This window comes from Herbaspirillum sp. Her3, from assembly GCF_057961275.1.
In genome coordinates, this window is sequence record NZ_CM176328.1 from 524,603 (window position 1) to 544,520 (window position 19,918).

At 63.7% G+C, this 19,918-nt stretch carries 19 protein-coding genes and 1 riboswitch; of the genes, 11 read left to right on the forward strand and 8 right to left on the reverse strand.

Annotated features, from left to right (window positions below):
* Positions 1-47: 47 nt before the first annotated feature.
* Positions 48-148, forward strand: a riboswitch (guanidine-I (ykkC/yxkD leader).
* A gap of 136 nt (positions 149-284) precedes the next feature.
* The 6 genes from ACVC5H_RS02410 (at position 285) to atzF (ending at position 8,391) form a co-directional block, all read left to right on the forward strand.
* Positions 285-1,100, forward strand: coding sequence for an ABC transporter permease (locus tag ACVC5H_RS02410; RefSeq protein WP_489620831.1), 816 nt, complete (start codon positions 285-287; stop codon positions 1,098-1,100).
* Positions 1,097-1,873, forward strand: a complete 777-nt coding sequence (locus tag ACVC5H_RS02415; protein WP_489620832.1) for an ABC transporter ATP-binding protein — start codon at positions 1,097-1,099, stop codon at positions 1,871-1,873. The genes ACVC5H_RS02410 and ACVC5H_RS02415 overlap by 4 nt, the downstream gene beginning before the upstream one ends.
* A gap of 1 nt (position 1,874) precedes the next feature.
* Positions 1,875-2,606: an urea amidolyase associated protein UAAP1 gene (locus tag ACVC5H_RS02420; RefSeq protein ID WP_489620833.1), complete on the forward strand. Its 732-nt coding sequence runs from the start codon at positions 1,875-1,877 to the stop codon at positions 2,604-2,606.
* Positions 2,607-2,621: 15 nt separating this feature from the next.
* Positions 2,622-3,257 (forward strand): urea amidolyase associated protein UAAP2, encoded by a 636-nt coding sequence (locus ACVC5H_RS02425; RefSeq protein WP_338717035.1) that lies wholly within the window; start codon positions 2,622-2,624, stop codon positions 3,255-3,257.
* A gap of 98 nt (positions 3,258-3,355) precedes the next feature.
* Complete coding sequence (gene uca / locus ACVC5H_RS02430) at positions 3,356-6,979, forward strand: urea carboxylase (RefSeq protein WP_489620834.1); 3,624 nt, start codon at positions 3,356-3,358, stop codon at positions 6,977-6,979.
* Positions 6,976-8,391 carry an allophanate hydrolase gene (gene atzF / locus ACVC5H_RS02435; protein WP_489620835.1) on the forward strand — a complete coding sequence of 472 codons (1,416 nt, stop codon included), beginning with the start codon at positions 6,976-6,978 and terminating at the stop codon, positions 8,389-8,391. The genes uca and atzF overlap by 4 nt, the downstream gene beginning before the upstream one ends.
* 15 nt (positions 8,392-8,406) lie before the next feature.
* Here atzF and ACVC5H_RS02440 read toward each other — a convergent pair whose 3' ends face one another.
* From ACVC5H_RS02440 to ACVC5H_RS02460, 5 genes are all read right to left on the reverse strand, one after another.
* A complete protein-coding gene (locus tag ACVC5H_RS02440) occupies positions 8,407-9,666 on the reverse strand; it encodes a nitrate- and nitrite sensing domain-containing protein (RefSeq protein WP_489620836.1) in 1,260 nt (419 codons plus the stop codon).
* 149 nt (positions 9,667-9,815) lie between these two features.
* Positions 9,816-11,189, reverse strand: coding sequence for an amidohydrolase family protein (locus ACVC5H_RS02445; RefSeq protein ID WP_489620837.1), 1,374 nt, complete (start codon positions 11,187-11,189; stop codon positions 9,816-9,818).
* Between the two features lie 88 nt (positions 11,190-11,277).
* The gene (locus tag ACVC5H_RS02450) at positions 11,278-11,925 is read right to left on the reverse strand and encodes a YitT family protein (protein WP_489620838.1); all 648 of its coding nucleotides are present in this window, start codon (positions 11,923-11,925) and stop codon (positions 11,278-11,280) included.
* 36 nt (positions 11,926-11,961) lie between these two features.
* A complete protein-coding gene (locus ACVC5H_RS02455; RefSeq protein ID WP_489620839.1) occupies positions 11,962-12,150 on the reverse strand; it encodes a hypothetical protein in 189 nt (62 codons plus the stop codon).
* A gap of 49 nt (positions 12,151-12,199) precedes the next feature.
* Complete coding sequence (locus ACVC5H_RS02460; protein WP_489620840.1) at positions 12,200-12,331, reverse strand: hypothetical protein; 132 nt, start codon at positions 12,329-12,331, stop codon at positions 12,200-12,202.
* Between the two features lie 144 nt (positions 12,332-12,475).
* On the opposite strand from ACVC5H_RS02460, the gene ACVC5H_RS02465 reads away from it, so the two are divergent.
* The gene (locus tag ACVC5H_RS02465) at positions 12,476-13,225 is read left to right on the forward strand and encodes a siderophore-interacting protein (RefSeq protein ID WP_489620841.1); all 750 of its coding nucleotides are present in this window, start codon (positions 12,476-12,478) and stop codon (positions 13,223-13,225) included.
* 51 nt (positions 13,226-13,276) lie between these two features.
* On the opposite strand, the gene ACVC5H_RS02470 is transcribed toward ACVC5H_RS02465, so the two are convergent.
* The 3 genes from ACVC5H_RS02470 to ACVC5H_RS02480 all read right to left on the reverse strand — a co-directional run bounded on the left by ACVC5H_RS02470 (position 13,277) and on the right by ACVC5H_RS02480 (position 16,249).
* Positions 13,277-14,602, reverse strand: coding sequence for an MFS transporter (locus ACVC5H_RS02470; protein WP_489620842.1), 1,326 nt, complete (start codon positions 14,600-14,602; stop codon positions 13,277-13,279).
* A gap of 110 nt (positions 14,603-14,712) precedes the next feature.
* Positions 14,713-15,351 (reverse strand): 4-carboxy-4-hydroxy-2-oxoadipate aldolase/oxaloacetate decarboxylase, encoded by a 639-nt coding sequence (locus tag ACVC5H_RS02475; RefSeq protein WP_489620843.1) that lies wholly within the window; start codon positions 15,349-15,351, stop codon positions 14,713-14,715.
* A gap of 31 nt (positions 15,352-15,382) precedes the next feature.
* Positions 15,383-16,249 carry an NAD(P)-binding domain-containing protein gene (locus ACVC5H_RS02480; protein WP_489620844.1) on the reverse strand — a complete coding sequence of 289 codons (867 nt, stop codon included), beginning with the start codon at positions 16,247-16,249 and terminating at the stop codon, positions 15,383-15,385.
* A 199-nt stretch (positions 16,250-16,448) separates the two neighbouring features.
* Here ACVC5H_RS02480 and ACVC5H_RS02485 point away from each other — a divergent pair, with 199 nt between their 5' ends.
* The 4 genes from ACVC5H_RS02485 (at position 16,449) to ACVC5H_RS02500 (ending at position 19,917) form a co-directional block, all read left to right on the forward strand.
* Positions 16,449-17,120: a GntR family transcriptional regulator gene (locus tag ACVC5H_RS02485; RefSeq protein ID WP_489620845.1), complete on the forward strand. Its 672-nt coding sequence runs from the start codon at positions 16,449-16,451 to the stop codon at positions 17,118-17,120.
* A gap of 568 nt (positions 17,121-17,688) precedes the next feature.
* The gene (locus ACVC5H_RS02490) at positions 17,689-18,387 is read left to right on the forward strand and encodes an amino acid ABC transporter permease (RefSeq protein ID WP_489620846.1); all 699 of its coding nucleotides are present in this window, start codon (positions 17,689-17,691) and stop codon (positions 18,385-18,387) included.
* Positions 18,388-18,389: 2 nt separating this feature from the next.
* Positions 18,390-19,142: an amino acid ABC transporter permease gene (locus ACVC5H_RS02495; protein WP_489620847.1), complete on the forward strand. Its 753-nt coding sequence runs from the start codon at positions 18,390-18,392 to the stop codon at positions 19,140-19,142.
* A gap of 46 nt (positions 19,143-19,188) precedes the next feature.
* Positions 19,189-19,917 carry an amino acid ABC transporter ATP-binding protein gene (locus ACVC5H_RS02500; protein WP_489622641.1) on the forward strand — a complete coding sequence of 243 codons (729 nt, stop codon included), beginning with the start codon at positions 19,189-19,191 and terminating at the stop codon, positions 19,915-19,917.
* Position 19,918: the final 1 nt, after the last annotated feature.

Genomic DNA, 19,918 nt, shown 5'->3' on the forward strand with positions numbered 1-19,918 from the left:
ATCGATGATCTGAGTGAGTGGATCATCCAACGGCTGCACAGGTAGTTCAAATAGCTGGCTAGGGTTCCGGTCTGCCGCAGGCAGATGACTGGTCCGAGAGCCGGCGACCTCGGTCGAGGTTACACGGCGGGACAAAAGCCCGGGAGAGAGTTGCACCACAGGTGCCGCGCTGCTCCTGCTTTTGTTCAACCCCGACCGGAGTCCATCGTGATCGCTGTTCGCATCCCCAGCTCCCCTCTGGCAGCTTCTGCGCTGCCACCGTCCCTGTCGCAGGGAGGCGCATCATGCGTTTCCTGAATCGCCATCCCGGCCGCTCCGGGCAATGGCTGCTCACGCTCTTGCCCTTCCTGATCCTGGCGCTGCTCTATGCCTTCGGTTCGGCCACGCGCCTGGCCGACAATCCCAACGACAAGCTGCTGCCCAGCCTTGCGCAGATGGTCGATGCGATCCGCCACATGGCCTTCATGGAAGATCCGCGCACCGGCGACTATCTGTTCTGGAGCGACACCCTGGCCAGCCTGCAGCGGGTGCTGCTGGGCCTGGGCATCGCGGCCGTGGCCGGGCTGGTGCTGGGCATTGCCAACGGCATCTTCCCTGTTCTGCGCGCCGGCTTCTCGCCGCTGCTGACGGTGATTTCGATGGTGCCGCCGCTGGCGATCCTGCCGATTCTCTTCATCGTCATGGGGCTGGATGAATTGTCCAAGGTGATGCTGATCGTCATCGGCGTCACGCCTCTGCTGGCGCGCGACCTCGAACATACCGGCCGCGCCATTCCCGCCGAACTGCTGATCAAGGCGCAGACGCTCGGGGCCAACAGCTGGACTTTGGTATTGCGTGTGGCCCTGCCGCAGATGCTGGCGCGTCTCTTGGTCTCGCTGCGGCTGTCACTGGGGGCGGCCTGGCTGTTCCTCATTTCGGCCGAGGCGATCTCGGCCACGGCGGGCCTCGGCTATCGCATTTTCCTGGTACGCCGTTACCTGGCCATGGACATCATCCTGCCCTACGTGGTCTGGATCACGCTGCTGGCCTGGCTGATGGACTGGCTGCTGCGCGCCGTGCACCGGCGCTTCTTCCCCTGGGCTGAAGGAGGCCGCGCATGAGCTACATCGAGATCCGCAATGTCTGGCAGCAGTATGACCAGAACGTGGTGCTGGAGCGCCTGAACCTGCGCGTGGAAGAGGGCCAGTTCTGCACCCTGGTCGGCGCTTCCGGCTGTGGCAAGTCGACCTTCCTGCGCCTGCTGCTGGGGCAGGAGCGGCCGAGCAAGGGACAACTGCTGCTGCAGGGCCAGCCCTTCCCGGCCGAGCCGGATGCCACGCGCGGCGTGGTGTTCCAGCGCTACTCCGTGTTCCCTCACCTGAACGTGCTGGACAACGTGGCCATCGGCCTGGAGCTGCCCCGGTCGCCGCTGCTGGGGCGCCTGTTCGGCGGTGCCAAGCGGCGCGCGCGGGAAGAAGCGGCGCAGCTGCTGCATCGCGTCGGGCTGGGGCACGCATTGGATCTGTATCCCAGTAGCCTCTCGGGCGGCATGCAGCAGCGCCTGGCGATTGCCCAGGCGCTCATCGTGCGCCCGCGTGTGCTGCTGCTGGATGAACCTTTCGGTGCGCTCGATCCGGGCATCCGCAAGGAGATGCACACCCTGCTGCTGGACCTGTGGAAGGACAGCGGCCTGACCGTCTTCATGGTGACCCACGATCTCTCCGAAGGCTTCACCCTGGGCACCCGGCTGCTGGTGTTCGACAAGGTGCGCGTCGATCCGCAATACCCGCAAGCCTATGGCGCCCACATCACCTACGACATCGCCCTCAACGAGGCCCGCGCCCGCGAACAGGCCGGCAAGCTGGCCTCCCTCATCACTGCAAAGGAAAGCTGACATGAGCAAGGATCCCCTGGCCCTGCAAGCCAGACTCTACGAAGAACTGCTGTCCGGCGGCGGCCATACCTCCTTCATCCTCAAGCGCGGCCAGTCGCTGCGCATCACCGACATCGAAGGCGGCGCCAACGTCAGCATGATGATGTTGAACGCCCAGCAGCCCAGCGAACGGCTGAACCTGCCCGATACGCTGAAGGGCCAGCACACCGCGCGCCTGCAGGCCGGTCATTGCCTGTACTCTGACATGGGGCGCGTGCTGGCGGCCATCACCGAAGATACCTGCGGCTGGCATGACAGTTTCGGCGGCGTGCTCAATGCCGAGGAGGTGCGCGAGAAATACGGCCAGGGCCGCTACCAGGAACTGCGCAACGGCTTCTATCGCAATGGCGCGGACAACCTGCTGGTGGAAATGGGCAAGTGGAACCTCGACCTGCAAGACCTGCTGATGGTGGTGAACCTGTTCTCGCGCGTGAGCGTGGATGCCGAAGGCGTGTTCCATTTCGTGCCCGGCAATTCCAAGGCCGGTGACTTCATCGAGCTGGCCGCGCCGATGGATACGCTCATCATCCTGACGGCCTTGCAGCATCCCATGGACCCGCATCCGCACTACGCGCCGCGCCCGGTCCGGCTGGAATGGCTGCACACGCACAGCGACGACAGCACCCATGCCTGCCGCCATTCGCGCCCCGAGAACGAGCGCGCCTTCCACAACACCGAACGCTTCCATCTCTGAGCCAGGGAGAATCACATGCACATCATCGAAAGCCAGCGCGTCCCCGAGCAAGCCGTGTTCCGCCACGTGATCCCGGCCGGCGAACCTTACCTCTTCAACGTCCGCGCCGGCCAGACCGTGCGGCTGCTGGACCTGGAGGGCAACCAGGCCATCGACACCCTGTTCTACAGCAGCACCAATCCGCGCGAACGCTACGATCCCCAGCGCACCCTGCGTCGCCAGAACCGCGCTTACCTGGGCGCGGGCAGCGTGCTCTATTCCAACCTGGGGCGGGCCCTGGCCACCATCGTGGCCGATACCTGCGGCCGCCATGACACCCTGGGCGGCGCCTGCGCGCAGGAGAGCAATACCGTGCGCTACGCGCTGGAGAAGCGCTACATGCACAGCTGTCGCGACAATTTCCTGTGCGCCTGCCTGCACGATGGACGCCTCAACAAGCGCGACATCGGCGCCAACATCAACTTCTTCATGAACGTGCCGGTCACGCCGGAAGGCGGCCTCACCTTCGAGGATGGCATCTCCGCGCCAGGCAAGTACGTGGAGCTGCGCGCCGAGCAGGACCTGATCGTGCTTATTTCCAACTGCCCGCAGCTGAACAACCCCTGCAATGGCTGGAACCCGACTGCGGCCGAAGTGCTGGTCTGGGACTGATCCCTGCCGCATGCGCGCACGCCGCCCTGCACCCCTCGCGGACGACCGCGAGCCGGTTTTCCGAATCACGGGACGACCCGGATTTCAAGGCCACCTGAATGTTTGACCATCTGCTCATTGCCAACCGCGGCGCCATTGCCTGCCGCATCCTGCGCACACTGCGCACGCTGGACGTGACCGGCGTGTGCGTCTATTCCGAAGCCGACCTCGGCAGCCTGCACGTGCTGCAGGCCGGCCGCGCCATCTCGCTGGGCGAAGGTCCGGCCACCCAGACCTATCTCGCCGTGGACAAGATCCTGGCCGCCGCCCGCGACAGCGGCGCCCAGGCCATCCATCCGGGCTATGGTTTTCTCTCCGAGAATGCCGCCTTTGCCGAAGCCTGCGAAGCGGCCGGCATCGCCTTCGTCGGACCTACCCCCGCACAGTTGCGCATCTTTGGCCTGAAGCATACGGCACGCGCACTGGCGCGCGAGCAGGGCGTACCGATGCTGGAAGGCACGGACTTGCTGGAGACGGCTGACGATGCCCTGGCAGCCGCAGCACGCGTGGGCTATCCGGTGATGTTGAAGAGCACGGCTGGTGGTGGCGGCATCGGCATGCGCGTGTGCCGCAGCGATGCCGAACTGGCCGATGCCTTTGATTCCGTGCGCCGGCTGGGCCAGAACAATTTCAGCGATGCCGGCGTCTTCATCGAGAAATACATCGAACGTGCCCGCCATCTGGAAGTGCAGGTCTTCGGCGATGGCCGGGGCGAGGTGATCGCCCTGGGCGTGCGCGACTGCTCGGTGCAGCGGCGCAACCAGAAGGTGCTGGAAGAAACCCCGGCGCCCAACCTGCCCGAGGGCATGGCCGAGGCCCTCTGTGCCGCCGCCATCAAGCTGGCGCGGGCCGTGAACTACCGCAGTGCCGGCACGGTGGAGTTCGTCTACGACAGCCAGGCCGGGCAGTTCTACTTCCTGGAAGTCAACACGCGCCTGCAGGTCGAGCATGGCGTCACCGAACAGGTCTGGGGTGTCGACCTGGTGCGCTGGATGATCGAGCTGGCCGCAGGCGACCTGCCGCCGCTGGCACAACTGGCAACCGCCCTGCAGCCGCGCGGCCATGCGATCCAGGCGCGTCTTTACGCGGAAGATCCGGGCCGCCAGTTCCAGCCCTGTCCCGGCCTGCTGACGGCGGTCGAGTTTCCACCCGCCGATGGCCAGGCGTTGCGCATCGATACCTGGGTCGAGGCCGGATGTGAGATCCCGCCCTATTTCGATCCCATGATCGCCAAGCTCATCAGCTGGCAGCCCACCCGCGAAGAAGCGCGCCTGGCGCTGGATGCGGCCTTGCGGGAGACCAAGCTGTATGGCGTGGAAACCAACCAGCACTACCTGCGCCAGATCTTGGCCGATGCGCCGTTTGCCAGCGGCCAGCCGTGGACACGCTGCCTGGAACAACTGGTCTATCGCGCCGACACGGTGGAAGTGCTCTCGCCCGGCACCCAGACCACGGTGCAGGACCATCCCGGCCGAGTCGGCTACTGGGCCGTCGGAGTACCGCCTTCAGGACCGATGGATGAACGCGCGCTGCGCCTGGGCAATCGCCTGCTGGGCAATGCCGAAGATGCGGCCGGTCTGGAAGTGACCATGAGCGGGCCGGTCCTGCGCTTCAACACGGCGGCCATGGTGGTGGTCACCGGTGCCGCGATCCCGGTGCTGCTCGATGGCGTGGCGCAACCCATGGCGACCGTACTGCAGGTGGCCGCCGGCAGCACCCTCAAGCTCGGCACCATCAGCGGTGCCGGTGCCCGCAGTTATCTGGCCGTGCGTGGCGGGGTGCAGGTGCCGGCTTACCTGGGCAGCCGCAGCACCTTCACGCTGGGGCAGTTCGGTGGCCACGCCGGGCGCGCGCTGGCCAGTGGTGACGTGCTGCACCTGGCGCCGCTGGCCGGTGGCGACGCGGCAGCGGCCGGGCAGACCGTGCCGGACGGCCTGTATCCCGCACTGGAGGCGGTCCGTCGGGTCCGTGTGATCTACGGTCCGCATGGTGCGCCGGAATATTTCACACAGGCTTACATGGAGACCTTCTTTGCCACCGACTGGGAGGTCCATTTCAATTCCAGCCGCACCGGCGTGCGCCTGATCGGTCCCAAGCCCGAGTGGGTGCGCGACAGCGGCGGCGAAGCCGGCCTGCATCCCTCCAACATCCATGACAATCCCTATGCCGTGGGTGCGGTCGACTTCACCGGTGACATGCCGGTGATCCTGGGGCCGGACGGTCCCAGCCTGGGTGGTTTCGTCTGCCCGGTGACGGTGATCGAGGCCGATCTCTGGCAGATCGGCCAGCTCAAGGCCGGCGACAAGCTGCGCTTCATCCCGGTGGACGTGGCCACGGCGCGCCGCATCGCCCTGGCCGCCCACGCCGGTATCGCCAGCCTGCAGCCGCAGCCGGTGACATGGATGCCCGCAGCATTGGCCTCGCCCATCGTGCTGGACCTGGGACAGGATGAACGGCGCCTGGTGGCGCGCCTGTCGGGTGATGCCAACCTGCTGCTGGAAGTGGGCAGCCCGCAACTGGATCTGGTGTTGCGCTTCCGCGTGCACGCCCTGATTGCGGCACTGGAAGAACAGGCCTTGCCCGGCGTGATCGATCTCACCCCCGGCATCCGTTCGCTGCAGGTGCATTACCAGCCGGAGGCACTGCCCCTGGCTACCTTGCTGCAGACCATCAGCGGTTTGTGGGATGCCGTGTGCGCCCGCGAAAACCTGACGGTTCCGTCGCGTATCGTGCATCTGCCCTTGTCCTGGGACGATCCGGCCTGCCAGCTCGCCATCGAGAAATACATGACCACGGTACGCAAGGATGCGCCATGGTGCCCGAGCAATCTTGAATTCATCCGCCGCATCAACGATCTCCGGGATATCGGCGCCGTGCGCGAGACTGTCTTCGACGCCAGCTACCTGGTCATGGGACTGGGCGACGTCTACCTGGGGGCGCCGGTGGCTACGCCGCTGGACCCGCGCCATCGCCTAGTCACCACCAAGTACAACCCGGCGCGCACCTGGACCGCCGAGAATTCGGTCGGCATCGGTGGCGCCTACCTTTGCATCTACGGAATGGAAGGGCCGGGCGGCTACCAGTTCGTCGGGCGCACCCTGCAGATGTGGAACCGCTATCGCGAGGTCGCGGCCTTCCACGGCAAGCCCTGGTTGCTGCGCTTCTTCGACCAGATCCGTTTCTATCCGGTCAGTGCCGGGGAATTGCAGACCATCCGCCGCGATTTTCCGCTGGGCCGTTTCGAGATCGGTATTGAAGAAACTCGCCTGGACCTTGCGCAATACCAGGATTTCCTGCAGCGCGAAGCCGAGGGCATAGCCACCTTCCGCCAGCACCAGCAAGCGGCCTTCGATGCCGAGCGCCAGCGCTGGATCGCCAGCGGCCAGGCCAACTTCGAGAGCGAGGAAAGCACGGCCATCGTCCAGGAAGACCAGCCGCTGCAGGCCGGCCAGCTGGCCGTCGATGCACCCATTGCCGGCAATCTCTGGCAGGTCAAGGTGAGCCCGGGCCAGCGCGTGGCGCAAGGTGAGCTGCTGATGATCCTGGAATCGATGAAGATGGAAATCAACATTGCCGCGCCCGAGGCCGGCATCGTCGCCGAAGTACGCGTGCAGCCCGGCAGCCCGGTGCGTGCAGGCCAGTGTGTACTGGTGATGGAACACACCCCACAGGAGGCCGCATGATCCATTCCTTTGACCTGCGCATCGATGCGCTCACCGCCGCCTATCGCGCGGGCACACTGGACCCGCGTACGGTAGTCAAGCGCCTGCGTGAAACCGCAGAGAAGCTCAATCCGCAATATCGGCTCTACATCCACCTGCTGAGCGAGGCAGAAACCGAGCCCTACCTGCAGGCGCTGGAACATCAATCGCCGCACAGCCTGCCGCTGTATGGCGTGCCCTTCTCGATCAAGGACAACATCGACCTGGCGGGCATCCCGACTACGGCCGCCTGTCCGGCCTTCAGCCATGTCCCGCGCGAAAGCGCCACGCTGGTAGCGCAACTGATCGGGCTGGGCGCCATCCCCATGGGCAAGTGCAACCTGGACCAGTTCGCCACCGGTCTGAACGGCACGCGCTCGCCCTATGGCGCTTGTCGCAACAGCGTGCATCCGGACTATCCCTCCGGTGGCTCCTCGTCCGGTTCGTCCCTGGCGGTGGCGCTGGGTCTGTCCAGCTTTGCGCTCGGTACTGACACTGCCGGCAGTGGCCGTGTGCCGGCTGCGCTGAACAACCTGGTGGGGCTCAAGGCGACCAAGGGTTTGCTGTCCACCGCCGGGGTGGTGCCGGCTTGCCGCACGTTGGATTGCGTGACCTTCTTCACGGCCACGGCGGCCGAAGCCAGTCTCTTGCTGGCCTTGTGCACACAGGCCGCGCAGCCCGATGAACGCGACGAATACAGCCGTGCCAACCTGCCGCACAACGACGCCTCGGCCTTCCGCCCGCCGCGCCAGGGACTGCGCTTTGGCGTGCCGCGCCAGCTGGAATTCCTCGGCTGCAGCGAAAGCCCGGCTCTGTTCGTAGAGGCGCTGGCGCAGATGGAAGCCATCGGCGGCGTGGCCGTGCCCATCGATTTCACACCCTTTTTGGAGGCTGCGCGTCTGCTCTACGAAGGACCGTGGGTGGCCGAGCGCTACAGCACCATCGAAACGCTGTTGCAGGAACGGCCCGAGGCCGTCCTGCCGGTGATCCGTGACGTGCTGCGCAAGGCGCCCGAGTACAGCGCCGTGGATACCTTCCGCGCGCAATATCGCCTGCAGCAACTGAAGGCCGAATGCGACCGCATACTGGCGACTGTCGATTGCGTCGTCACGCCCGCCTATCCGCGCCCGGTGACGCTGGAAGAATTGCGCGAGCAGCCGGTACAGCGCAATTCGGACCTGGGCTGGTACACCAATTTCATGAACATGCTGGATTACGCCGCCGTGGCCACGCCCATGAACTTCATGAAGAATGGCCTGCCCTGGGGCATTACCGTGTTCGGCCCGGCCTTCAGCGACCAGGCCTTGCTGGGCGTGGCCGATGCCTTGCAGCGCGCGCACGGGCAACCGCTGGTCGGGCAGCGCCAGATCGAGGGCCGCTTGCTGGCAGCTTGAGCGGACGCAGGGGACTCAGGCGTCCGGCAGGATTTCCGTCAGCGACAGGATCGCCTGGGCCACCTCGGCAATGCGCCGGTTCTGGTTCATCGCGTGCTTGCGCAGCAGGCGATAGGCGGCCTCTTCGTTGAGTCCCTGCTTCATCATCAGCACGCCCTTGGCCCGTTCGATGAGCTTGCGCTCTTCCAGGCTCTCGCGCACGGTGGCCAGCTCCTGGGTCAGGTTCTGCAGGCGTTCGGACTGGCTGCGCAGGATTTCGACGATGGATTGCGTCAGGTGAGGACCTACTCCTGCGCGCAGCGGTTCGTCCGGCAGGGCCTGGCCTTCCAGGCTGGAAGAGAAAGCCGCCAGCGGGGCCAGCGGGTCCAGTGCATCGGCCTGGCTGAAGAGCTGGCCCTGGTCATCCAGTTCCTTCTGCAATTCGACGATCTTGTCCCGGCATTGCGACTGCACGTATTGCGCCAGATGGATCTCGACCTGGTGCAGGCCATCCATGCGGATGGAACAGCACTGGTACCAGGCATCGGCCAGGTCGGTGGCCAGTGGCCGGTCGTGGGCAGTGAGCAGCTTGCGGCGCAGCCGCTCCAGGTCGGCCAGGGGCAGGGTTGCCTGCATGGCGCTCCATTCGTTGCGGAAGCCCTCGGCGAAGGATTCGAAGCGGCGCAGCGCCTGCTCCTGCATCTCGATCTGGGTTTCGATGACTTGCTCCTGCTCGCGCGTGATCTTGCCCATGGCAAAGGCAGCGGCGCCGGAGGCGCGTTCGCGGCCGGCGAATTCCTTGCCTTGCATGAGATTGAACAGTGCCACCAGCAGCCTTGAGATCTGCGGATCGACCGCCACGTCGGCGGCCTCGAACACCAGTGCCAGCAGTGCTCCCACCACGGTCTTGAAGCGCTCGTAGCTGGCTGTCGGCGTGCAGGCCAGCGCGGCCACGTCGGTGCGCAGCCTGGGCATGCCATCCAGTGCATGTAGCGCGAAGGCGATGCGGGTGTACAGGCGTGCACCGTTGGAGAGGGCGTTGTCGTGTTCGGTCGATTCCAGCCAGGCTTCGAATTCGCGCTGAGCCGCCTGGCTGGCGGCCACGCGTTCCTGCCATACCTGGCCGTCACGCTCGCCGCGCGAGCCCAGGTAGATGTTGGAAATGCCGCGCTCCTGCTGCAGGCAGTGGATCAGCTTGCCCACGGTGAGGACCAGCTGGCAGGTGCGTGCCAGGCGTTGCAGTTCTTCCACTTCGCAGCGGCGGGCGGTGATCAGGTAGTTGAGGACGTTGCTCATGTGGCTTGGGGCGATGGAGTGGTCCGGGGTTAAGCGGGAATCATGCGCAAGCACAGGCCGGTGCTCTGCCGATGATCCGGCGCCATGATAAACGATTGGGACAAGAGGGCGAACCCTCTCTTCACGCAGCACGAGCGCCCGATCCGGGCCTAGCTGGCACCCCGCAAGACCGCGCGCTGATGCGCCAGGATGGCTTCACGGCGCGCGAACAAGGCCGGCGTGACGCGGTTGACGTCGGCGATCAGGTCCTGCATGCAAGCGCTCTGCAACTGGCCATGTTCCACCACGATCTTGCCGGCCACCATGGTCAGGTCGACATCGCCGCCCTGTACCGCATGGACCAGGTTGTGGTGAAGATTGAGATACTTGCCGGTCAGAAGCGGTGTCATGCGGGGCGTATCGGTGCGCACCGCGATCAGGTCGGCGGCCTTGCCTGCTTCCAGGGTGCCGATGGTCTTGTCCAGCCCCAGCGTGCGCGCCCCACCGATGGTGGCCATCTTGCAGACCGCCCAGGAATCCAGGGCAGCGGCGTCCATGGCGCCGATCTTGGTCAACAGGGACGCGAATTTCATTTCCTCGAACATGTCCAGGTTGTTGTTTTCCTTTTCGCCATCCGTGCCCAGCCCGACGGCAATCCCTGCGGCCAGCAGTTTCTGGATGGGGGCGATGCCGCTGGCCAGTTTCATGTTGCTGGTCGGATTATGGATGACGCCGATGTTGCCGCGCCGGGCCAGCAGGCCGATCTCGGCGTCATCGAGCCAGCACCCATGGGCCAGCATGACGCGCGGGGCGTCCAGCAGGCCGAATTTTTCCAGCGCCTGCACCGGGCGCATGCCGTAGCGCTTCAGGGTTTCTTCCACATCGAAGCGGCTTTCGTTGCTGTGTGTATGCAGGCCGGTATCGTAATGGCGGCACATGGCCGTGGCACGTTCCCATGCCTGCGGGACGGCATAGAACAGGTGTTCCAGGCCGACCCAGACCTGAATGCGCTGGTTGTCGCGGCCATGCCAGTGCTTGAGCATGGCTTCGTTGTCATCCAGTGTCTCGAAGTAATCATGATCGGGATGTTCGGCCACGTAAGGCACCATGACGGCGCGGATGCCCAGCTCCAGGGCGGCGCGTGCGCTACCCTCCATGAAGCGCCACATATCGACGATGGTGGTAGTGCCGGAGAGCAAGGCTTCGGCATAACAGAGCCGCGAGGCGATTTCTGCGTCTTCTGCCGTGAGTACCCGGTGCATCGGATCGATATATTCCTGCAGCCACTGCCAGACCGGCAGCCCCTCGGCGGTGCCGCGCAGGATGCCCGAGTGGCAGTGGCCATTGACCAGGCCAGGCATCAGCAGCCGGTTGGGCAGGTCATGCAGGCGGGCTTCAGGATGGCGCGCACGGAGTGTCGTGGCGGCGCCGATATCGACGATCCTGCCGCTGGTCTGATCCACCACGGCGGCACCGTCCTCGATGATTTCGTTGCCTTCGGTCATCGGCATGACCTGATCTGCGCGCAGCAACAATGCACTCAATTTGTCCTCCCTGTTTGGATGCCGTTGATCTGGCCGGCGCACTCCGTCTGGGCGTGCATTGCTTGCGCGAGGCGCATCGAGCGCGTGTTTATCGCGCGATGTACCACTCGTAGCGGTGGTTCCATGCCACGAACAGATTCATGGTGACGGCGCCCACCAGCGAATACAGGACCCGCTCTGCCGGCAGGAAGAAGGCTGCCGTGGCGAACAGCGCCAGGTCAAATCCCATCAGCAGCCAGCCAGCCTTGAAGCCGGTACGTTCTTGCACGTAGGTGGCGAGGATGCTCATGCCGCCGCAGCTGGCCTGGTGGCGGAACAGGCCGATCAGGCCAATGCCCACGCACAGCCCGGCCAGTACCGCGCCCACGGCGGGATCGAGGTGGCTGTAGCTGATGTAGTTGCCGGCGATGTTGGTCAGCAAAGAGACTGCCGTGACGGCGGCCAGGGTGCGCCAGGTGAAGGCCGCGCCCATGCGCAGGGCGGCCAGCAGGTAGAAGGGCAGGTTGATGAGGGTGAAGGCCATGCCGAAGCTCATGCCCGTGACATAGGTCACCAGGAAGGCCACGCCGGCGATCTGGCCGATGATCAGCCCCAGGCTGTGCAGCATGGACATGCCAAAGGAAATCATCACCACGCCGAAGAGCTGGCCTTGCAGGTTGTCGATCCAGCTATGGCGCACGGGCGGTGCAGGGACAATGGGGGTGGAGGGCGAGGAATCCGCAGTGGAAGTCGTCATGGCAATACCAATCATCAATCGTGGATAACGAACGCGTCACGTCAATGGCCGGGCCCGCGGGTAAGCCGGCACAGCCATCGGTGTGCAGCTGCCTTCAATCGTCGGCAGCCGCCGCAGGAGCGCATGGTAAAGGATTTGTTGCAGTGCGGCGATGTCCGGATGAGGCGGCGCGGCGCCGTTGCAACAGTTCTCGTTTAGCAGGAAATGTGCCAGGCGGTGCTTCACGGGTGAATCCGTGCAGCTGGCCTGTGTCCTCGGGCCGCCATCGGCGCGCCTAGAGCAGCTTGCTCCATACCCGGGCATGCCGCCCCGGTCCGTAGTAGTCCGTCATCGCGCCATGGCTGGCATCGAAGAGATGATCGTAGAAACCCCAGCTGGCGCGATAGCGCGGTCCGCTGTTGACCACCAGTTGCGTCGCGCCTGCGGCACGGGCCTCCTTGGCTGGGCTGGTTCAGTCGGTGTTGATTGTGGGGCAGTTCCAGCCGGGGCCACACAATAAATCGCCATGCTGAACCGTCCTGCGGTCATCCCCATCACGAAAGGAAAGATCATGAACAGCATGCTGAACCAGCAAGAGCTCAATGAGCACCTTCCCGCCGACGGTACCTTCACGCGGCTGCTGAAGAAGATGCTGCTGAAGCAGGCCACGATCGTCTCGGTGGAAAAACCGGGCGGGCATTACGTTCGCGTCACCTTGCAGGGCGAGGCCCTCAAGAACCAGGACTGGACCCCCGGCGACAAGATCCAGATCAGCCTTTCTCGAGGTTTCGATAACCGCACCTACACGCCTGTGTCCTGGGACAAGGCGAGCGGCTGTGCGGAATTTATCGCCTATCTGCATGGTGATACGTCCACCTGTGCATTTTTTGACAGCGCCCGATCCGGTACCCAGGTACAGTTCATGGGGCCGCGCGGCTCGCTCGATCTGAGCCAGGGGGCGCCTGCACTGCTGTTCGGCGATGAAACCTGCCTGGGCCTGGCTGCAGCGCTGGTTCGCGCAGATCCTTCCGGGCAGGCCGCCGTGGTGCTTGAAGTCGGCGACGTGGCGCAGGCGGAGAAGGTCTTGCGCACTCTTGCCGTTGCCGGTGCGGTTCTCGTCGAACGCCGGCCGGACGATGGCCATCTGGCGTCGATTAGCGATGCGATGCTGCGCCTGGCCTCGCCGCAGACATCGTTCATCCTGGCCGGACGGGCGGCGGCGATCCAGTCCGTCAAGCGCAGCCTGCATTGGGCCGGTATCGGCAAGCGCAGCATCCGGACGAAGGCGTATTGGGCGGCGGGCAAGAAGGGCCTGGACTGAGGTCTGGAGCGTGGCCGTTGAGGGTTGATCTCGGCTGGCCACGCTGTGGCCTCAGCCCTGTGCAGGTTCGCGAATGGTCAGCAGCGTGACGAAGCACAGGACGGAGCAGGCCGCCAGGAACAGCCACACATAGCTCCAGCTGTAGCTGTCCAGCAGCAGTCCCGCCACCAGCGGTGCACATGCGCCACCGAGCTGCCCCAGCGTATTGACCATCGCGCTGGCCATCGGATACACCTTCTTCGAGGTCATGCCCATCGGATAGACCATGTAGGTGGAATAGCCGATGTTGAGCAGCACACCCGTCAAGAGCAGCAGCGCACCATACAGCAGCGGGTCGGCCGGCGAGTTGATGAGCACCACCATCATGATCGTGGTGAAGAAGGCTGATATCAGCATCGCCGGCTTTCTGCGCTTGTCCAGCCAGCGGTCCGTCATCATCCCGCCGAGAAGATTGCCCATCACCGCACCCACCCAGGGGGCCGCCGCGACCATGCCCATGTTGGTGATCGAATAGCCTTTCACGCTGATGAGATACGTTGGAATCCAGGCCAGCAGGACGTTCACGATGGCCGTCATGAAGAAGTATCCCAGCGCCGCGCCCATGATGTTCCAGGAGCGGAAGATATCCCGGGTGGATTCGACGGTTGCCACCTTGCTCCTGCGGATGAGACGGTCCAGCAGGGCGAAATCACGCGCGCCGCTGTGGCCGGCCGCCTGGCCCGGGCTGGCGGGTTGGCTGTCGTTGATGTGCTCCAGCTCCTCGGCGGAGACATGGCGGCTTTCCGAGGGACGGTTCTTCACCACCACGAACCACACCGCCGACAGGATCACGCCGGGCAGGGCGAAGAAATAGAAGATATGGCGCCAGCCCCAGTAATGGATGATGACCGCACACACAGGCGGAACAAGCACCGGCCCGAACTTGGCCGCCGCCAGGAAGATGCCGGTCATCGTGCCCTTTTCGCGGGCCGGGAACCAGTTGTTGATGGTGGAGGTGATGCCGATGGGCAGCGGACCTTCGGCCAGGCCCAGGCCGAAACGATAGATCTTCAGGGCCAGCAGGGAGGACGCCGTACCGATCAGCCCGGTAAAGAGCGAAGTGGCCAGCATGGCCAGGGAAAACACGCGCGGAATGCCAAAGCGCGTGTACGCCAGTCCGGAGGGCAATTGCGCCAGGCTGTAGGCGAACAGGAAGATGCTGGCCAACGCTCCGGCCTCGGTATTGGACATCACGAATTCCTTGCGCAGGAAAGGCAGTGCCACCCCGAGATTGGCGCGGTCTGCCGCCGCTACCGTGTAGACGATGAAGATGAGTGCGCCGATGACCCATCGGAAATGGGTTTTCTTGTTGGCGCGTTGAACGGCTACCGCTTCCATTGATGTCTCCTTCAGCGGTGTCAATCCGCTGTGTTGTCGTCGGCGGTGCGGGTCGCATCCCGCACCGCAGTGTTGGGCTGCCGGTCTTGCGCCGGCTTGCAGCAGCTGGCTTACACCAGTCCGTATTGCTTGAGGATCCCGCCCAGGTTCATCAGCTCAACCGTCGATGCGCCGTCTTCAATGGCTGCGCGCATCTTCTGTTCCTTCTCTTCCCGTGCGAGGCTGCTGGCGATGGTCGCTGCCACCTCGTCTTTGGCGACGACGGCCAGGCCATCGCGGTCGCCGACGATGATGTCGCCCGGATGGATGAACACGTCGCCGATGACGACCGGCACATTGACCTTGCCCGGCTGATGCTTTCCGGTTCCCTTGATGGACAGCCCGCGGCAGAACACCGGGAAACCCAGGTCGATGATGGTGTTGGCGTCACGCACGCAGCCATTGACGACCAGGCCGGCAATCCCGCGCTTCATGGCCAGCACCGTCAGCACGTCGCCCCAGGGGCCGGCTTCCATGAAGGCCTTGGCATCGACCACCAGCACGTCGCCGGGTTTGGCTTGCAGCACCGCATAGTGCAGCACCAGGTTGTCGCCGGGGCGCACGTCCACGGTCAGCGCCGGGCCGGCCAGGCGCGAAGCAGGATCGATCGGTTTCATGCCGTGGTCCAGCGCGCCCCTGGCGCCCTGCGCCTCGTAGACGGTTGCTGAGCCGAGGTCGCGCAACTGGAGGATTTGTTCTTGGGTGATCATGATGAGTCCTGTCGGTGGGATAAGAAGGAAATCAGGCCGCTGCCGCGTTGCCGAGCAGCCAGGAAAGGGCTTGGTTGACGTCCGGGGTGTCGGTGCCCAGCGCATGCTCTTCGAGCAGGGAGGCCGTCGTATGGAAGCGCTGTTCGACGCCCGGAAGAACCAGCGAGGGAAGCTGCTGCGCCTCCAGTTCCTGCCGTGCATCACGCACCTCATGGGCGCGGCGCCGGGCGTGAATCACGTGAGTGCGCACCAGCATGTCGATGAAGTCGCGCAGCGGGGTCTCGTCGATATCCTTGAGCTGGCGATACAACTCCTCGCGCACACCTTGTTTTTCCGCGCTCATCAGCAATTCCACCGCCAGCGCTTCCATTCCCTTGGTGAAGATGCTGCGCAGGATCTTCAGCGAGATTGCATCGCCCGGTCTTCCTCCGGCGATGACCTGCACGCGGCCATGGACCGCGCTGAGCATGTCCTTGAAGCTGTCGGCGCGCGCGCCGGCGGCCAGCAGAGGGGTTTTTTCCCAGTTCAGGGAGATGGCGCCCATAATGGCGACGTCCACGTAATCGGCGCCCGATGCGGCGGCTGAGGCAGCGGCGCGTTTCTTGGTATCGGGATTGGCGGTGGTCAGGTCGGCGAAGCCTGTGCCAGCCGTGAGAAAGGGCGCCGTTTCTCCGACCACCGCCAGCGCCTGTGCGCCAGTGACGCAGGAAAGCACCCACTGTACATTTTCAAGCCAATTTCCCGCTGCCTGATGCAGGGGAAGACCCCATTGCGTGCTCAGCCCGGTGGCTGCCGCAGAGGGGAAGGCGTCGCAAAGACTGAGCCGGTAGCCCGCGCCGTAAAGGGCCTTGGCATAGCAGCGGCCGACCTCGCCCATGCCGATGATGGCGATATGCATTGTTGTCTCCTCATATGTTTGCTTTTATTCAGAATACAAAAAAAGAACAAATAAAGCAATCGGCCGAATTAATGCCGAGTTAAAAACCACATTCAATACATTTTGGAAACAAGATCGACATCACTGCGTGTCCATTGGACGCTTCTGCGAGGGCGCATATAGAATCCGCCAACGACAATCAGAATCAGGAGTGACAACGGTGGAGCGCGGAAAGGACAAGGTCTATGAGGTGCTTCGGCAGCGCGTGGTGGGTGGGCAATACAAGCCGGGGACGCAGCTCAAGGAAGAACCGCTGGCCCGCGAAATGGGATTGAGCCGCACGCCGGTACGAACTGCCCTGCGCCGTCTGGTGGAGGATGGCCTGGCCACTGCCGATGCGGGCCAGGGCATCCACGTGGCCGCCTGGAGCGAATGGGATATCGAAGAGACCTTCCAGCTGCGCATGCTGCTGGAACCGTACGCGGCCAGCCTGGCCGCAGAACGCGGCGATGAGACGATGCTGTCCCTGCTCAGCGAGAGCAATGCCAAGATGGCGCAGGCCATCCGCAGCGGCGGGGCCAATTCGGTCGAGAAGATTCAGGCGGCCAACAGTGTCTTCCATCGCACGATACTGGAATACTCCGGCTCGCCACGCTTGCGCGCCATGCTGGAAACCATCATCGACATGCCCATCATCGTGCGCTCTTTTCATCTCTACGATAAATCGCAGCTGGAGCAGAGCCTGCACCATCACCAGGATCTGCTGCTGGCCATGGAGGCGCATGACGGGGAGTTGGCGCGGCAGGTGATGCGGCTGCATCTTCGCATGTCCTATCACCGCTTCATGCGGCGCCGCAGTGAGTATCAGCATCTGGGGGCAGCGGATGAATGAGCCCTGTCACTGAGGTAGCGCGCCGCAGCCACGATGAGGGCGCAGCGACCGCCCTGCCCCCATCCCGCGAGCCTCCTGGACAGGAGGCTTTTTTTCGCCCGTCTGTCCGAGCGGATCGCGCCGGAAGAGGCGGAATTAATCATCTCTTTTCTTCACATAAAACTATAGAAAAATATCGTTTTTTTTAAAAGAGAGTAACTTCTATACTTTTTCGAAAATGATGAAAGCGAAGCCGTGGCCCGCCTTCATTTGCACCGGGAAGCGACTCCGCGAGAAGCCTGCCAGCGATAAAGACGTGGCGGCGTGCGCAGAGGATGGCCAGGATCCGGGTCACGCGTTCGTCAGAGGCCATGGAGACAGCCTCATGCATGAGCCGCCCCGGCGCGCAGGATGCCCACGGAGGGGAGTTCCTTCGCATTGCCTGGCGCAAGAACGCGGCCCCCGCAGCATTTTCCGTCGCCCGTTGATTGAAAGCGTATTGCCTGCAGCTGCAGGCTGCGTACGCGCTGCTTGCCACCGATGAATGCCTGAGTGTTGTCTGACTTATCCAATGTAGCGGAATGCCATCATGAACCTGAAGCTAGATTTTTCTGTTCTTCTTACGCCGCAGTATTCGACGGCGATACTGAAGGGTCTCGTCACGATGTTCGAGCTGACCCTGTTGTCCTGGCTGCTCGCCATGGCGCTCGGCATCGTCCTGTCGGTGGTGCGCATGACGCAGGTGAAAGCGGCGCAAGCCTTTGTCGCCGCCTATGTCGAATACCACCAGAACGTGCCCATGCTGGTACAGATCTTCCTGTGGTATTTCGGTGTGCCCGCGCTGCTGCCGGCCTCGGTCCAGCAGTGGTGCAATGCGCACAACGCGGAGTTTCTGTTTGCCTTCATTGCGGTAGGACTGTGCATGGCGGCGTACATGTCCGAAGATCTGCGCGGCGGTATCCGTTCCATTCCCAAGTCGCAACTGGAAGCCTCGCGCGCACTGGGATTGACCTACCTGCAGGCAATGCGCCTGGTGATTCTTCCCCAGGCCGCCCGTATTGCGACACCGCCCCTGGTCAACCACACGGTGCTGCTGTTCAAGAACACCAGCCTGGCCATGACCATCGGCGTGGCCGAGCTGACCTATGTGACGCGAGAAATCGAAAGCGACACCTTCCGCTCCTTTGAAATCTACATCGTCGCCACCGCCATCTATCTGCTGGTGTCGCTGACCCTGATGGGCGCGGCGTCCCAGCTGGAAAAGCATTACCGCATGAAAGCCCGCTAATCATGACCGACCTCATCAACATCCTGCGCGAGTACGGCATGCTCCTGCTCGTAGGTTCCTATCCCAACGGCCCGGTGGGCGGCCTGGCGCTGACCATCGTACTCTCCGTGCTCGGCCTGGCGCTGGCCTTCCCGCTGGGCGTTCTCATCGCGCTGGCCAGGCTCAGTCCGTATGCGCTGATCAGGACGCCGGCCACGGTCATCGTCTACGTGGTCCGCGGTGTTCCGCTGATCATGTTCATTTTCTGGGTGTACTTCCTCGTTCCGCTGGTCATCGGCAGGACGGTCAGTGGTTTCACCACGATGCTGGTGACCCTGGTGATCTACCAGGCCGCCTACCTGGCCGAGATCGTGCGGGCCGGTATCGAAGGATTGCCCAAGGGCCAGACTGAAGCGGCGCGTGCCGTCGGACTGAGCTACCGGCAGACGATGCAGAAGGTGATTCTTCCACAGGCGCTCTACAACATGGTGCCGGCGCTGATCAGCCAGTTCGTCTCGACGATCAAGGAGACCTCGCTGGGTTACGTCATCAGCGTCAATGAACTGACCTTCGCGGCCAACGAGGTCAACAGCGCTTTGCTGACCAAGCCCTTCCAGGTATTCGCCCTTCTTGCGCTGAGCTATTTCATCCTGTGCTCCTCGCTGAGCCAATATGCGCGGCACGTTGAACGGCGCATCACCAAGAAGCGTTCGGGCGCAACGCAACAGCAACGGAAGATGGAATCAATCGGCTTGCCTGTACAGGTCGCCGAGTAAACCGATGGGATGAATTGACATGACTACTCAACAAGACAGCAAGGCGATGATCCGCTTTTCCAACGTGACCAAGTGGTACGGCCAGTACCATGCCCTGGACAATATCAACGCGCAGGTCGGCAAGGGCGAAGTGGTGGTCGTCTGTGGTCCCTCCGGTTCGGGGAAGTCCACCCTGATCCGCACGGTGAACCGGCTGGAAGAAATCCAGGGCGGCGTCATCGAATTCGACGGACAGGACATCCATGGCAAGAAGCTCGACGTCAACAAGTTCCGCAGCCATGTCGGCTTCGTGTTCCAGAGCTTCAATCTCTTTCCGCACCTGTCGGTGGCGGAGAACATCATGCTGGCGCCGATGAACGTGCGCAAGACCCATCGCGCTGCCGCGCGCGAGAAGGCGCAGCAGCTTCTGGACCGGGTCGGCCTGGGCAGCAAGGCGGCCTCCTATCCGGGCCAGCTCTCGGGTGGCCAGCAGCAACGCGTGGCCATTGCACGTGCCCTGGCGATGGACCCGCCGGCCATCCTGTTCGATGAACCGACCAGCGCGCTCGACCCGGAAATGGTGGGCGAAGTGCTGCAGGTCATGAAGAGCCTGGCCAAGGAAGGCATGACCATGATGTGCGTCACGCACGAAATGAATTTTGCACGCGAGGTCGCCGACCGCGTATGGTTCATGGATGGCGGCCGCCTGGTGGAGACCGGAACGCCGGAGGAATTCTTCGCCCGGCCGCAAACGGACCGCGCCAAGAAATTCCTTTCCGACCTGCGCTCCCACTGAG

Bases quoted from the DNA above. Each gene is read 5' to 3' on its own strand.
- ACVC5H_RS02410 (WP_489620831.1), top strand. From the start codon at position 285: ATGCGTTTCCTGAATCGCCATCCCGGCCGCTCCGGGCAATGGCTGCTC.
- ACVC5H_RS02415 (WP_489620832.1), top strand. From the start codon at position 1,097: ATGAGCTACATCGAGATCCGCAATGTCTGGCAGCAGTATGACCAGAAC.
- ACVC5H_RS02420 (WP_489620833.1), top strand. From the start codon at position 1,875: ATGAGCAAGGATCCCCTGGCCCTGCAAGCCAGACTCTACGAAGAACTG.
- ACVC5H_RS02425 (WP_338717035.1), top strand. From the start codon at position 2,622: ATGCACATCATCGAAAGCCAGCGCGTCCCCGAGCAAGCCGTGTTCCGC.
- uca (WP_489620834.1), top strand. From the start codon at position 3,356: ATGTTTGACCATCTGCTCATTGCCAACCGCGGCGCCATTGCCTGCCGC.
- atzF (WP_489620835.1), top strand. From the start codon at position 6,976: ATGATCCATTCCTTTGACCTGCGCATCGATGCGCTCACCGCCGCCTAT.
- ACVC5H_RS02440 (WP_489620836.1), bottom strand. From the start codon at position 9,666: ATGAGCAACGTCCTCAACTACCTGATCACCGCCCGCCGCTGCGAAGTG.
- ACVC5H_RS02450 (WP_489620838.1), bottom strand. From the start codon at position 11,925: ATGACGACTTCCACTGCGGATTCCTCGCCCTCCACCCCCATTGTCCCT.
- ACVC5H_RS02465 (WP_489620841.1), top strand. From the start codon at position 12,476: ATGAACAGCATGCTGAACCAGCAAGAGCTCAATGAGCACCTTCCCGCC.
- ACVC5H_RS02470 (WP_489620842.1), bottom strand. From the start codon at position 14,602: ATGGAAGCGGTAGCCGTTCAACGCGCCAACAAGAAAACCCATTTCCGA.
- ACVC5H_RS02475 (WP_489620843.1), bottom strand. From the start codon at position 15,351: ATGATCACCCAAGAACAAATCCTCCAGTTGCGCGACCTCGGCTCAGCA.
- ACVC5H_RS02480 (WP_489620844.1), bottom strand. From the start codon at position 16,249: ATGCATATCGCCATCATCGGCATGGGCGAGGTCGGCCGCTGCTATGCC.
- ACVC5H_RS02490 (WP_489620846.1), top strand. From the start codon at position 17,689: ATGAACCTGAAGCTAGATTTTTCTGTTCTTCTTACGCCGCAGTATTCG.
- ACVC5H_RS02495 (WP_489620847.1), top strand. From the start codon at position 18,390: ATGACCGACCTCATCAACATCCTGCGCGAGTACGGCATGCTCCTGCTC.
- ACVC5H_RS02500 (WP_489622641.1), top strand. From the start codon at position 19,189: ATGATCCGCTTTTCCAACGTGACCAAGTGGTACGGCCAGTACCATGCC.